Origin of the sequence: Buchnera aphidicola (Artemisaphis artemisicola), assembly GCF_005082365.1 — a bacterium.
GTDB classification, from domain to species: Bacteria; Pseudomonadota; Gammaproteobacteria; order Enterobacterales; family Enterobacteriaceae; genus Buchnera; species Buchnera aphidicola_AR.
The window spans coordinates 16685-30429 of record NZ_CP034900.1 but is presented as its reverse complement, the minus strand read 5'-3'; the positions used below and the strand labels follow the sequence as shown (position 1 = coordinate 30429).

General features: G+C 25.3%; 12 protein-coding genes and 1 tRNA gene. 6 read left to right on the top strand and 7 right to left on the bottom strand.

Going from position 1 to position 13745, the window contains the following annotated elements; all coding sequences use genetic code 11:
- Positions 1 to 365 precede the first annotated feature (365 nt).
- Positions 366 to 1175: a Cof-type HAD-IIB family hydrolase gene (locus tag D9V59_RS00140; protein ID WP_158363924.1), complete on the bottom strand. Its 810-nt coding sequence runs from the start codon at positions 1173 to 1175 to the stop codon at positions 366 to 368.
- A gap of 167 nt (positions 1176 to 1342) precedes the next feature.
- Between D9V59_RS00140 and glmU the strand changes: the two genes are divergently transcribed.
- Positions 1343 to 2719: a bifunctional UDP-N-acetylglucosamine diphosphorylase/glucosamine-1-phosphate N-acetyltransferase GlmU gene (gene glmU / locus D9V59_RS00135; RefSeq protein WP_158363922.1), complete on the top strand. Its 1377-nt coding sequence runs from the start codon at positions 1343 to 1345 to the stop codon at positions 2717 to 2719.
- A 66-nt stretch (positions 2720 to 2785) separates the two neighbouring features.
- On the top strand, positions 2786 to 4609 hold the full coding sequence (gene glmS, locus D9V59_RS00130) for a glutamine--fructose-6-phosphate transaminase (isomerizing) (RefSeq protein ID WP_158363920.1): 1824 nt from the start codon (positions 2786 to 2788) through the stop codon (positions 4607 to 4609).
- A 128-nt stretch (positions 4610 to 4737) separates the two neighbouring features.
- On the opposite strand, the gene rpoH is transcribed toward glmS, so the two are convergent.
- Both rpoH and ftsY read right to left on the bottom strand, forming a co-directional pair.
- Positions 4738 to 5592 (bottom strand): RNA polymerase sigma factor RpoH, encoded by an 855-nt coding sequence (gene rpoH / locus D9V59_RS00125; RefSeq protein ID WP_158363918.1) that lies wholly within the window; start codon positions 5590 to 5592, stop codon positions 4738 to 4740.
- A gap of 130 nt (positions 5593 to 5722) precedes the next feature.
- On the bottom strand, positions 5723 to 6865 hold the full coding sequence (gene ftsY, locus D9V59_RS00120; RefSeq protein ID WP_158363916.1) for a signal recognition particle-docking protein FtsY: 1143 nt from the start codon (positions 6863 to 6865) through the stop codon (positions 5723 to 5725).
- 142 nt (positions 6866 to 7007) lie between these two features.
- Between ftsY and rsmD the strand changes: the two genes are divergently transcribed.
- The 3 genes from rsmD to dnaC all read left to right on the top strand — a co-directional run bounded on the left by rsmD (position 7008) and on the right by dnaC (position 8878).
- Positions 7008 to 7577 carry a 16S rRNA (guanine(966)-N(2))-methyltransferase RsmD gene (gene rsmD / locus D9V59_RS00115; RefSeq protein WP_158363914.1) on the top strand — a complete coding sequence of 190 codons (570 nt, stop codon included), beginning with the start codon at positions 7008 to 7010 and terminating at the stop codon, positions 7575 to 7577.
- 63 nt (positions 7578 to 7640) lie between these two features.
- Positions 7641 to 8138, top strand: a complete 498-nt coding sequence (locus D9V59_RS00110) for a DnaT-like ssDNA-binding domain-containing protein (protein WP_158363912.1) — start codon at positions 7641 to 7643, stop codon at positions 8136 to 8138.
- Entirely contained in the window at positions 8138 to 8878 is a 741-nt protein-coding gene (dnaC, locus tag D9V59_RS00105; protein ID WP_158363910.1) for a DNA replication protein DnaC, read from the top strand. Before D9V59_RS00110 ends, dnaC begins: the two co-directional genes overlap by 1 nt.
- 7 nt (positions 8879 to 8885) lie before the next feature.
- On the opposite strand, the gene efp is transcribed toward dnaC, so the two are convergent.
- The 3 genes from efp to D9V59_RS00090 form a co-directional block, all read right to left on the bottom strand.
- Positions 8886 to 9455 (bottom strand): elongation factor P, encoded by a 570-nt coding sequence (efp, locus tag D9V59_RS00100; protein ID WP_158363908.1) that lies wholly within the window; start codon positions 9453 to 9455, stop codon positions 8886 to 8888.
- Positions 9456 to 10009: 554 nt separating this feature from the next.
- Positions 10010 to 11656, bottom strand: a complete 1647-nt coding sequence (gene groL / locus D9V59_RS00095; RefSeq protein WP_158363906.1) for a chaperonin GroEL — start codon at positions 11654 to 11656, stop codon at positions 10010 to 10012.
- A 48-nt stretch (positions 11657 to 11704) separates the two neighbouring features.
- The gene (locus D9V59_RS00090) at positions 11705 to 11995 is read right to left on the bottom strand and encodes a co-chaperone GroES (protein ID WP_158363904.1); all 291 of its coding nucleotides are present in this window, start codon (positions 11993 to 11995) and stop codon (positions 11705 to 11707) included.
- Between the two features lie 271 nt (positions 11996 to 12266).
- Between D9V59_RS00090 and D9V59_RS00085 the strand changes: the two genes are divergently transcribed.
- Positions 12267 to 12339: transfer RNA gene (locus D9V59_RS00085), tRNA-Phe, on the top strand.
- Between the two features lie 28 nt (positions 12340 to 12367).
- On the opposite strand, the gene mnmE is transcribed toward D9V59_RS00085, so the two are convergent.
- Positions 12368 to 13729: a tRNA uridine-5-carboxymethylaminomethyl(34) synthesis GTPase MnmE gene (gene mnmE, locus D9V59_RS00080; protein WP_158363902.1), complete on the bottom strand. Its 1362-nt coding sequence runs from the start codon at positions 13727 to 13729 to the stop codon at positions 12368 to 12370.
- Positions 13730 to 13745 lie beyond the last annotated feature (16 nt).

The following is a 13745-nucleotide window of genomic DNA, read 5'->3' as shown; positions in this document are numbered from 1 at the left end:
AACAATTAGAATTTACTTGATATATCAATAGATTAGCGTCTATCTTTTTAAGATAAGAGAAGACGCTCTTAAAAATCTTATATCTAAAGTATTAATAGTTTTTTCTATTTAGAATCATGAACTAAATATAGAAATATTTTTATAATTATTTAGTTCATATCTATTTTTAAGAATTAAAAAAATATAATTATTTACATTTAAAATGTTATCAAAGCAAATAGAATTTAATACTATCTTGGTAGATAGCATGTCATTTTAAATGATGAAGATTTTAAATTATAATGAAAAAATAAGAAACGAAATATGAGGAAGATTGTATTCAGATGTAAGTAATGGTGAATAAAAAAATTTTACTAACTTTATAATTATTTTTTATTTTGTATAAATATTTTATCTAAACATTTTGCAACACCATCATTATTGTTACTGTCAATAATTTTTATATGTGGCAATAATTTTTTCAAACGTAAATCTGCATTTTTCATAATATATGATTTTCCAGAAATGAGAAGCATTTCTAAATCATTAATTCCGTCTCCAAAAGACACAAAATTACGTAAAGGTATGCCTAATAAATTAGATATCAATTTTAAACCATAACCTTTAGAAGTTTTACCAGATATAACTTCTAGACATCCAGGAACTGAAAAACTAATATTAATTTTACTTCCCCAACGATTAATAATAGTTTTTTCAAGATCATGTAATTTTAAGAAATTTTTACTTGTAAAAAATATTTTATTAATATTAGTATATTTGAATTTATCAGGATGAAAATATTTATATTGTAATGATGAAAGATTGGAACAAAAATTATTATCTATTTTATTATCATTAATATACCATTGATCATTTTGATATACTTGAGTAATGATATCTTGTTCTAAATATTTCATTTTACATAATTCTAAAGCAATATCTGTATCTAAATAATCATTAAATATTAATTTATTGTCAAGATCGTAAATTTGAGAACCGTTAGAAGAAATTATAAAGGATTGTATTTCTAATATTTCTTGAATTCTTAAAATATCAATGTAATGACGACCTGAAGATAAAACAAAATAAAAGTTTTTTTTTATTAAAAATTTTATAATTTTTTTAGTATATTCTGTTACGATATTTTTCGAAGAAAGTAAAGTACCATCTAAATCTACTGCAATAATTTTACACATAAAGAAACCTTAAAAATATATTATAATATATTTTATTATAAATAAACATATATTATATATAAAAAAATACTATGATTAATAATCGTAAATTATTTTAATTTAAAATAAATAAAAATTTTTAAAAAAGACAAATATATTTATAAAGATTTTTATAAAAAGGTTATTTTATGTCAAAAAAAAATACTATCGTAATAATTCTTGCTGCTGGAAGAGGAACTAGAATGAAGTCTAATTATCCTAAAGTACTGCATTTTTTAGGAGGACAAACAATCTTAGAACATGTTATTCAAACAGCTCAATCTATACAACCTAAAAAAATTATAATAGTTTATAATAACAAAAAAAAATTTTTTTTATCTCAAAAATATAATATTACCATCGAATGGATAATACAAAAAAAACCAAAAGGAACAGGACACGCTATACTATTAGCTATAAAAAAAATTTTAAATAATGAAAATATATTAGTATTATATGGAGATATGCCTTTTATATCAACTCAATCGATAAAAAAATTACAATATTCTCAAAAAACATCTACAATTAGTCTATTAACTATGAAAGTTCAGAATCCTAATGGATATGGACGTATAATACGTAAAAAAGAAAAAATTATAGGAATAATAGAAGAAAAAGATGCAAATTTTATACAAAAAAAAATTAAAGAAATATATTCTGGAGTTTTTATAACTAATAATTTAGATCTAAAACGATGGTTAGGAAAAATTAATAATAAAAACAAACAAAAAGAATTTTATGCTACTGATATTATCTCTCTAGCTCATCTAGAAGGTGGTATTATTAAAACAGTAAAACCTTTAAATAATCAAGAAATATTAGGAATAAATAATAAATTACAATTATCTTTTCTTGAAGATATTCTTCAAAAAAAACAAATTAATATTTTGCTTCTTTCTGGAGTTACATTAAAAGATCCATCTCATTTTATTTTACGAGGAACTTTAAAACACGGTAAAAATATTGAAATAGACACAGGTGTAATTCTAGAAAAAAATGTAATTTTAGGAGATAATATAACAATTGGAGCAGGATGCATCATTAGAAATAGTATTATTGATAGTCAAACCGATATCAAAGCCTATACAATTATAGAAAACGCTAAAATAGGGAAAAATTGTATTATAGGTCCTTTTTCTCATTTAAGATCTAACACTTTATTAGATAAAGATGTTCAAATAGGTAATTTTGTTGAGATAAAAAGCAGCATCATAAAAACTAAATCTAAAGCAAAACACTTAAGCTATATTGGTGATTCTGAAATCGGTTCTAAAGTAAACATTGGAGCTGGTAGTATTACATGTAACTATGATGGAGCTAATAAATTTAAAACTATTATTGGTAACAATGTTTTAGTAGGTTCTAATACAGAGTTAATTGCACCTATTAAAATTGCAAATAATACAACTATTGCAGCTGGCACTACTTTGACGAAAGATGTTAATACTTCTTGTCTAGTTTATAATGAAAAAAAACAAAAATATAAAAAAAACTGGATGCGTCCTAGCAAATTTTATCAAAAATAATTTTTATAATCTATTTAAAAAAATATATTTTTTCGAAAAAGACTATTTTAAATAAAAGGTATCAATATGTGCGGTATTGTTGCTGCAGTAACACAACGTAATATTACTAATTTTTTAGTCGAAAGTATTAAAAAATTAGAATATAGAGGATATGATTCTTCAGGATTAGCTATAATAGATTATAAAAATAATATTATTAGAATCCGTTGTGTCGGAAAAGTTCAAGAACTCATAAAAAAAGTAAACAAAAAAAAAATATTTGGAAACATTGGCGTAGCTCATACAAGATGGGCTACTCATGGAAAAATTTCAAAAGAAAACACTCATCCACATATTTCTTCAAATATTATTGTTGTGCATAATGGAATTATCGAAAATACTTCTTCATTACGTTTATTTTTAAAGAAAAAAGGATATATATTTTATTCTGATACTGATACAGAAGTAATTGCCCATTTATTGCATTGGGAACAAAACAAAACAAAAAATACTCTAAAAAAAGTTATACAAAATACTATAGAAAGATTACATGGTAATTATAGTATGGTTGTAATAGATAGAAACAATCCATCACGATTATTAGCAGTACGTTCTAAAAGCCCATTAGTTATAGGATTAGGAATAGAAGAAAATTTCGTAGCTTCAGATCAAATTGCACTTCTAAATATAACAAAACGTTTTATATATTTAGAAGAGAATGATATCGCTGTTATCACGAAAAAAGAAATTAATATATTTAATAAAGATAATTTCATTATAAAAAGACAAGAAATATTATCTAATATAGAATATAAATCAGTAAAAAAAGGGAAATATCGCCATTTTATGGAAAAAGAAATATATGAACAACCTCAATCGATTCGAAATACTTTAGAAAATCGTTTTAGAAAAAATAAAATATATTTCTCCGAATTAAAATTAAAGGATGAAAATTTTTTTTATAACACAGAACATATTCAAATAGTAGCGTGCGGCACTTCATACAATGCAGCCATGGTCTCTAGATATTGGTTTGAATCTCTTGCTAATATACCATGTGATGTTGAAATAGCCTCTGAATTTTCTTCAAGAAAATTAGCTATAAGAAAAAATAGTTTATTGATTACCTTATCACAATCAGGTGAAACAGCAGATACGTTATCGGCATTAAGATATTCTAAAAAATTTGGTTATTTAGGTAATCTAACTATATGTAATATGGAAAACTCATCTTTAGTTAAAGAATCAGATTGTTATATATTAACTAAAGCAGGATTAGAAATAGGAGTAGCTTCAACAAAATCATTTACTACTCAATTAACTGTTTTACTTATGTTAGTTGCTAAAATAATAAATTTTAAACAAAAAAACAATGATATTACAAAAAAAATTATAAAAACGTTAAATATTTTACCTACTAGAATTGAAGAAATTTTAAAAAAAAATAAATTAATAAAAAATTTAGCTGATAAACTAGTAAATAAAAAAAATATATTATTTCTTGGCAGAGGTGACGAATATCCTATTGCAATAGAAGGAGCATTAAAATTAAAAGAAATTTCTTATATTCATGCTGAAGCTTATCCAGCAGGAGAACTTAAACATGGACCGCTTGCTGTTATTGATAAAAATACACCGATTATTATTATTGCTCCAAAAAATACATTATTAGATAAAATTAAAAAGAATATTACAGAAATATCTTCAAGAGGAGGTGTTATTTATATTTTTTCTAATGAAGATTTCGATTATGAAGAAAATGTAACTGTTATTAAACTTCCCTATGTAGAAGAATTAATAGCACCTATGTTTTATGTAATTCCACTGCAATTATTTGCTTATTATATTGCATTAAGTAAAGGAAAAAATATTGATCAACCTAGACATCTTGCTAAATCAGTAACAGTTTAATAAAAATTGATTATTAAATATAATAAAATATGCATATATATCAATTTTTAAAGAGTATGAGTTGAAAACTTTAAAAAATTAATCTCATACTCTGAAAAAATATTTTTTATAAAAAAATATATTTCTCATTAATTCTCTATAGCTATTTTTAATTTTTTCATAGCATTTTTTTCTAATTGTCGAACACGTTCTGCAGAAATTCCATAATTATTTGCTAATTTTTGTAAAGTGTTTTTTTTATTTTTATCTAACCAACGTGCATTAATAATATCACGACTACGTTCATCTAATCTTAATAGTGCATTACTGAGTTTATAAGAAGCATGTTTTTTCCAATTATCTTGTTCCACTCCATTAGCAAAATTAGATGTTTTATCTTTTAAATATTGTATAGAATTATGATTATTAATATCAATATCTTCTTCTGGGAATGGATTAAAAGTAATATCTTGAGCTGACATACGAGATTCCATCTCTCTTACATCTCTGCTACTCACACCTAATTCTCTAGCAACTATTTCAATTTCTTCTTCATTAAACCATCCTAATCTTTTTTTTGTTTTTCTTAAATTAAAAAAAAGTTTTCTTTGAGATTTTGTAGTAGCAATTTTAACAATACGCCAATTACGCAAAACATATTCATGTATTTCAGATTTAATCCAATGAACAGCAAAAGAAACTAAACGAACTCCTATTTCTGGATTAAATCTACGTACTGCTTTCATTAATCCTATATTACCTTCTTGTATAAGATCTGCTTGAAGTAAACCGTATCCTGAATAATTACGTGCAATATAAATTACAAAACGGAGATGAGATAAAATTAAAGTTTTTGCGGCATTTAAATCGCCATCATAACGCAATTGTTTAGTTAATGATTGTTCTTCTTCAATTGATAGCATCGGCCATAAATTAGCTATTCTAATATATGCATCTAAATTGGATGGTGGTGTTACAGATAAAATCTGTACTTTATTAATCATTTTAATTCCCGCATCAACGAATTACATTACTGAATTATAAATATGTGGGACATTGATATAATACTTCAATTAAAAATATAAATCAAAGATTTATATAAAAAATACAAATTATATGTAATACAATGTACAATTATTTTTCTATAAAAATAGCTTTAAGAAATTCTTTACTATTAAATTCACCTAAATCTTGCGTTTTTTCACCAATTCCAATATAACGAATAGGAATTTTAAATTGATCAGCTAATGAAAAAATAACTCCTCCTTTTGCTGTCCCATCTAGCTTTGTGATTACGATACCAGTTATATTTAATGCTTGATGGAATATCTCTGTTTGTTGTATAGTATTTTGTCCACTACAAGCATCAATAATTAGCATTATTTCATGTGGTGCAGACATATCTATTTTTTTTATTACTCTAACTATTTTTTTTAATTCTTCCATCAAATGACGTTTATTATGTAATCTTCCTGCTGTATCGATAATTAAAATATCAACTTTTTTTGATTTTGCTGAATTTACTGCATCAAATATTACTGCAGCTGGATCTGAACCAGAACGTTGTGCTATGACTGGTATTTTAGTTAACTGTCCTAATATTTGCAATTGCTCTATGCCGGCCGCGCGAAATGTATCGGCTGCAGCTAACATTACGGATTTACCTTCTAATTTATATTTTTGTGCTAATTTAGCAACTGTTGTAGTTTTCCCTACACCGTTTACTCCAACTACTAAAATTATAAAAGGCTTATGATTTGATATTATTAAGGGTAACGTTACTTTTTTTAAAATAGAATGCATGTTCTCTTTTAATAAAAAATATAATTTTTCAGAATTTTTTAAATCCTTACGATTTACATCTTTAATTAATCTATTAATAATTCGATCAGTAGTATTAATTCCTATATCAGCAAGCAACATTTTTTCTTCTAATTGTTGGAAAAGAAGATCATCAATTTTTTTTGATAAAAAAATATTATTAATACTATCTCCAAAAAAAATTTTTGTTTTTTTTAAGCTAATTTTTAAACGTGAAAAAAAATTTATTTTTGTTTTCTCTTTAACATCTAATTGATAATCAAGATTATTTAAATTATTTATATTATTATCTTTAATATAATCTTTTTTAATTGATATATTTTCTGTAATATTTATTTTTTTGTTACAAATATCTTTTTTTTGTTCTTTTGTGTTTTTTATTGTATCTATTTTTTTACTTTTTTTTATTTTAGACTTTAACCAAGAAAAAAGACTGTTGTTTTTACTATCTTTCATATTTTAACCTTATATTTTATAAAAAGTTATATTATCTTATTATTTTTAAATATTTCTTAAAAAAATAAAAAAATAACATATTTATTTTAATTACTATTAATAATAAAATAAATTATATTAATAACATAAAATATCTAATATTATGAATAATAATTCTGTAAAAAAAAAAGATAAAGTATATATTATTTCCGGAAAATTTAAAGGAAGAAAAATATCTTTTAAAAATATTTCAAACTTACGTCCTACTACTAATCAAATAAGAGAAACTTTATTTAACTGGTTGTCTAAATATATTAAAAACGCTCGATGCCTAGATTGTTTTGCAGGAACTGGTTCATTAGGAATAGAAGCTCTATCTCGTCAAGCTAAATTTTTAACTTTTTTAGAAATACAAAAAAACACATTTCTTAATCTTAAAAAAAATATTAACGAATTAAATATATCTAATGCAGAAATTTTATATACTAATGCTCTTCATTGGATTAAAAAAAATAATCAACCATATGATATAATATTTATTGATCCACCTTATTATCAAGGATTGATCAAAAAAACTATTACTTTATTAGAAAATAATAAATGGATTAAAAATAACTCCCTTGTTTATATAGAACAAGAAAAAAAAAATATAAAAATGTCAAAAAATTGGATTTTATATAAAAAGAAAATTACAAATAAAATAGAATGTTATCTTTATATTTTTAAAATATAAAAATTTAAATTTTTCATCATATATAAAAAATAAAAAAATAAAATAAATAAGGTAATAAAATTTATGAAAAAATTTATTTCAGATAATATAAATCTTGATGTATTTTGTAAAAACCCAATAAAATTTTTAGAAATGTCAAATAATGGTAGTTTAGTAATATTAAAAAATAAAACTCCTGTATTTTATGTCATTAGACCTTGTTTATTTGAAAAAATATTTGATATAAAATACAACTTATCAGATAAAAATGATAAAAAACAAAATATAAATCAAAAATTTGCAATGCATCTACAGTGGATACCTGATAAAGATTTTATTCATCAAGCAGCATTATGGGGGTTTTTTTTAACTGAAGAGGTATCAAAAGCTGAACTTCTATGTTTTATTAATTATTGGCAAGCAGAAGGTTGTTTTTTTTATCATATACAATGGCAACAAAAACTAGCTAGAAGCTTATCAAAAAGCAGATCTCTAAATAATTATATTTCAAATAAAAAAAGAGATATTACTTATATTCCAACACCAGATCAAACTGTACCACATGGATTTAGAGGTAAATAATGACATTTCATACTGAATTCTTTAAACGTCTTCAACGTTTAATGCCTAATAATATTAAACCCAAATTTGATAATGATGAAGATTTACTAGCTTGGAATCAAGAACAAGGAAGATTATCTTCAGAATCTATAATACGAGAGAACAAAGCAATGAAAATACAGAGAGTATTAGGAAGATCAGGTATCCGGGAATTGTATATGAATTGTTCTTTTGATAATTATAAAATTGAACATGACGGACAAAAAAAAGTTCTAAAAGCATCTAAAAGATATGCAGAAGAATTTAATGAAAATATTGCTAGTTTTATTTTTTCAGGAAAACCTGGAACCGGAAAAAATCATTTAGCATCTGCTATAGGAAATTACTTGATTTTACATGGAAAAAGCATCTTGATCGTTACAGTTGCTGACTTAATGTCCAATATGAAAGGCACTTTTAGTGGTAATAGTAATATTACAGAAGAAAATTTGCTACATAATCTCAGTAGTGTTGATTTATTAATGATTGATGAAATTGGCATGCAAACTGAATCTCGCTATGAAAAAGTAATTATTAATCAAATAGTTGATCGACGTTCATCATCTAAACGTTCAACAGGAATGTTGTCAAATTTAGATCATAAAGGCATGAAAAATTTATTAGGTGAACGAGTAATTGATCGAATGCGTTTAGGGAACAGTTTATGGTTAACTTTTGAATGGGATAGCTATAGACAATATGTTAAAGGAAATGAGTATTAAAAATATTTCATTTAATTCTAGATACATATTCACCAGATCGAGTGTCTACTTTTATCAATTGACCAGATTGAATAAAAAGAGGTACTTTAACTACAGCACCTGTACTTAATATGGCTAATTTAGTAGCACTAGTATTAATTGTATCTCCTTTAAGAGTTGCTTGAACATCTATAACTTCAAGTTTTACAAAAGTTTTAGGAGTAATTGAAATCGGTTTATTATTCCATAAAGTTACTACACATGTATCTTGTTCTAATAACCATTTTTTATTCATACCAATAATTTTTTCTTCTACTGATAATTCTTCAAAAGTATTATTATTAATAAAATACCAAAAATCACCATCATTATATACATAAGATAATGTACATTCTATAACATCGGCTACTTCTAAAGAATCTGTGGATTTAAATGTCTTTTCTATAAGTTGTTTTGTTAAAAGTTTTCTTAATTTTACACGAACAAAAGCTTGACCTTTTCCTGGTTTAACAAATTCACTGGATTCTATTAAACATGGTTCGTTTTCAAATATAATTTTACAACCTAAACGAAAATTATTGCTATAATATACTCTCATATACACCTCTATTCTTATAAAAAATATAAAAATTAACTAAAAAAATAATTAGTTATCTAAAACTATTTAATTCTATTAAAAACAAAAAAATTATTAATAATTTTTTATTTGGAAGAAAATTATAAATTTTTTCAATTTCAAGTTAATGAAAACTTTTTACTAGATAAACTACATTTTTTATTATCAGTAATGATAAAAGATAATTTAAAAAAATCTATTTTTATTACAAATGACAATATATAAAAAAATTTTAAGGTCTCTAGAAAAAATTAAAGACCTTATAAAAGATAAAAAATATATTATATTTGTTTAATTCTGATAAATATAATAATGAAGTATTTTAAATTTTGAAAAAAAATTTAGTTATTTAGTTTTAGATTAGAATATAAAAATAATATTAAAAATAACAAAACATTAATTTTTTTAATTATTAAATAAATTTAATATTTTTATATAAACCTAAACAAGAAAAAACTTTCCTCAGAATAATTAACCTGAGGAAAGATATTTTTAAATTAATTTAAAACTTATTTAATCAAAAGAAGAATAATTTATTACATCATTCCGCCCATACCACCCATTCCTCCTGCAGGAGAAGAACTAGAATCAGAAGATTTATCTTCTTTTGGTAAATCAGTTACCATACATTCTGTAGTAATCATTAGACCAGCTACAGAAGCTGCATATTGTAAAGCAGAACGTGTAACTTTAGTAGGATCTAATATACCAAAATCTATCATATCACCGTATTCATCAGAAGCAGCATTATAACCATAGTTACCTTTTCCATCTTTAACATTATTAGTAACTACAGAAGGCTCTTCACCTGAATTAGAGACAATTTGACGCAATGGAGCTTCCATTGCACGTAAAGCAACTCGAATACCTACATTTTGATCTTCATTTTGACCACGTAAATCAGATAATTTACCTGCTACACGAACCAATGCAACACCACCACCAGCAACTACTCCTTCTTCTACAGCAGCACGAGTTGCATGCAATGCATCTTCAACACGAGCTTTCTTCTCTTTCATTTCTACTTCTGTAGCAGCACCTACTTTTAAAACTGCTACTCCTCCTGATAATTTAGCTAAACGCTCGTTTAATTTTTCTTTATCATAATCAGAAGTAGCTTCATGTATTTCTTGACGAATTTGATTAATACGACTTTGAATATTATGTTTTTCTCCAACACCACCAATTATTGTTGTAGTATCCTTGCTAATAACAACCCGTTTCGCTTGACCTAAATCTTCTAAAGTAGATTTTTCTAATTCCATAGCTAGTTCTTCAGAAATAACAGAACCACCGGTAAGAATAGAAATATCTTGCAACATTGCTTTGCGACGATCCCCAAAGCCAGGAGCTTTTACTGCTGCTACTTTAACAATTCCTCTCATTGAATTAACTACTAATGTAGCTAAAGCTTCACCTTCTAAATCTTCTGAAATAATTAATAATGGTTTTCCTGATTTAGCGACAGATTCTAATATTGGCAACATTTCGCGAACATTAGATATTTTTTTATCAGCCATTAAAATATATGGATTTTCTAACTCGACAATACCTGTTTCTGGTTTATTAATAAAATAAGGAGATAAATATCCTCGATCGAATTGCATTCCTTTAACTACTTCAAGTTCATTTTGAAGACCTGTTCCTTCTTCTACTGTAATTACTCCATCATTGCCAACTTTTTCCATTGCTTCTGCAATTAAAACTCCAACTTTTTCATCTGCATTTGCAGAAATAGTTCCAACTTGTGTAATTGCTTTAGAATCAGAACATGGTACAGATAAATTTTTTAGTTCTTCTACAGCATTAATAACAGCTTTGTCAATACCACGTTTTAAATCCATTGGATTCATTCCGGCTGCTACTGCTTTTAAGCCTTCATTTACTATAGACTGTGCTAATAGTGTTGCCGTCGTCGTACCATCTCCTGCTGCATCATTTGCCTTAGATGCAACTTCTTTTACCATTTGAGCTCCCATATTTTCGAATTTATCTTCTAATTCGATTTCACGAGCTACTGATACGCCATCTTTAGTAATACTAGGTGCTCCAAAAGATTTATCTAGAACAACATTTCTACCTTTTGGACCTAAAGTTACTTTAACAGCATCTGCTAATACATTGACTCCTCGAAGCATTTTAATTCGAGCTTCGTTTCCAAATTTTACATCTTTAGCGGCCATTTGACATTCCCTTAAATAAATTTTTCAATAGATTAGAATATTAGTTTATTATTCAACAATTGCTAAAATGTCGCTTTCAGTTAAAATCAATAGTTCTTCATTATCAATTTTTTCTGTTTTAGCACCATAACCTTCGTTAAATATAACTATATCTCCCACTTTAACATCTAATGGTTTAATTTCTCCATTATCTAAAACACGACCGTTACCGACAGCAGTTACTGTTCCTCGAGTAGATTTTCCTGCAGCAGAACCTGTCAGCACAATACCACCTGCAGATTTTGATTCAACTTCTTGACGCTTAACAAGCACACGATCATGCAACGGACGAATTTTCATATGATAATGCTCCTGTAAAATAATCCTAACTATTTTTTAAAAATATTAAAATTTAATAACTTCTATTACTTTTCAATATAGGGATCTTTATGAAAACTTTCAAGGGCAAATATTATTTTTTTATTTTTTTATTTATAAAATCCATATTTTTTATATTTTAAATATTTAATTATTGAAAATATAAAAATGACATTTATATTAAATGTTAATAAAATTTTATGATAAAAAAATCATTGACAAAGTTTAATAATTGATGATTTAATATAAAAAAGCCCGGATAGCTCAGTTGGTAGAGCAGGGGACTGAAAATCCCCGTGTCGGTGGTTCAATTCCGCCTCCGGGCATATTTTTAATATCTACTTTTTTTAATCTCTATTTACCAATACAAAAATTAGAAAAAATACGCTTTAATAATTCTTGAGAACTAAAATGACCTGTTATTTCGCCCAGCAATTTATTTATAATACTCAACGACTCAGCCAAAAATTCGACGTTTTTAAAAGATAGCCAATTTTTTTCAGCTAACAATAACTCATTGTATGCTAAATCAATTTGATGAAGATGACGTCTTCGAGCAATAAAAACGCCTTCTTTAGTGTTATCTTTTTCTAGTTTTATAATATGCTGACGTAATGTATCAATACCTTCACCGGTTCGTGCTGATATACTAATAAAAGATAAACCTGCCATTTTTTTCATACCAAATTTTTCTTGCAATAAATCATTTTTATTTAAAATAAAAGTTACTTTAATATTACTATCAGAAAGATTTTTGATAAATTCATGACATATTTTTTCTTGTTCTGATTTTTTAATAGTTTTATCAATAACAAACAAAATATGATCAGCAGTTTTAATTACTTCCCAAGCACGCATTATTCCAATATTTTCTACTTTATTGTCTGTATTGCGTAAACCAGCTGTATCAATCAACTCACAAGAAATATTATTGATATTAATATAAGCGTAAAGAAGATCTCGTGTAGTCCCAGGTATATCACTAACTATAGCTCGATTTTTACATGATAAAACATTTAATAAACTTGATTTTCCTGAATTAGGAAGACCAGCAATAACTATTTTTTTTCCTTCTTTTAATAATATTCCTTCTTTTGCTGTATTTTTAATTTTTAAAAATTTAAGATGTAATTTTTTAAAGTTTGTATTAATTATATTTTCAAGATCAATAGTAATTTCTTCTTCTGAAAAATCTATAGTTGATTCTAAATTAATACGAAATTCAATAATAATATTCATTAACTCTTTAATAAAAAAAGAAAAATCTCCTTCTAATGAATGTAATGAAGCACGAACAGATGATTCTGTTTCTGAGTTAATCAAATCATCTATAGCTTCTGATTGAATTAAATCAATTTTACCATTTAAAAATGCTCGCTCGGAAAATTCTCCAGGTTTAGCAAGTCTAGTATTATTAATAGACAAAATTCTCTTAATTAATAAATCCATTACTAATGGACTGCCATGTCCTTGTAATTCCAATACATCTTCACCTGTTAGCGAACAAGGAGCAGGAAACCATAACGATATTCCTTTGTCTAATACATTGCTGTATTCATCTAAAAATTTAGAATAAGTAGCAAATCTTGGAAGAGGAATTTTCCCTAATACTTCTTTAGCAATGATTTTTGCTTGAGAACCAGATATTCTTAATATTCCAACTGCACTTTTTCCTGGATAAGTAATTTGAGCAATAATAGTTTTATCATGCATAATATAATTATTATCTTTA

Bases quoted from the DNA above. Each gene is read 5' to 3' on its own strand.
- D9V59_RS00140 (WP_158363924.1), bottom strand. From the start codon at position 1,175: ATGTGTAAAATTATTGCAGTAGATTTAGATGGTACTTTACTTTCTTCG.
- glmU (WP_158363922.1), top strand. From the start codon at position 1,343: ATGTCAAAAAAAAATACTATCGTAATAATTCTTGCTGCTGGAAGAGGA.
- glmS (WP_158363920.1), top strand. From the start codon at position 2,786: ATGTGCGGTATTGTTGCTGCAGTAACACAACGTAATATTACTAATTTT.
- rpoH (WP_158363918.1), bottom strand. From the start codon at position 5,592: ATGATTAATAAAGTACAGATTTTATCTGTAACACCACCATCCAATTTA.
- ftsY (WP_158363916.1), bottom strand. From the start codon at position 6,865: ATGAAAGATAGTAAAAACAACAGTCTTTTTTCTTGGTTAAAGTCTAAA.
- rsmD (WP_158363914.1), top strand. From the start codon at position 7,008: ATGAATAATAATTCTGTAAAAAAAAAAGATAAAGTATATATTATTTCC.
- D9V59_RS00110 (WP_158363912.1), top strand. From the start codon at position 7,641: ATGAAAAAATTTATTTCAGATAATATAAATCTTGATGTATTTTGTAAA.
- dnaC (WP_158363910.1), top strand. From the start codon at position 8,138: ATGACATTTCATACTGAATTCTTTAAACGTCTTCAACGTTTAATGCCT.
- efp (WP_158363908.1), bottom strand. From the start codon at position 9,455: ATGAGAGTATATTATAGCAATAATTTTCGTTTAGGTTGTAAAATTATA.
- groL (WP_158363906.1), bottom strand. From the start codon at position 11,656: ATGGCCGCTAAAGATGTAAAATTTGGAAACGAAGCTCGAATTAAAATG.
- D9V59_RS00090 (WP_158363904.1), bottom strand. From the start codon at position 11,995: ATGAAAATTCGTCCGTTGCATGATCGTGTGCTTGTTAAGCGTCAAGAA.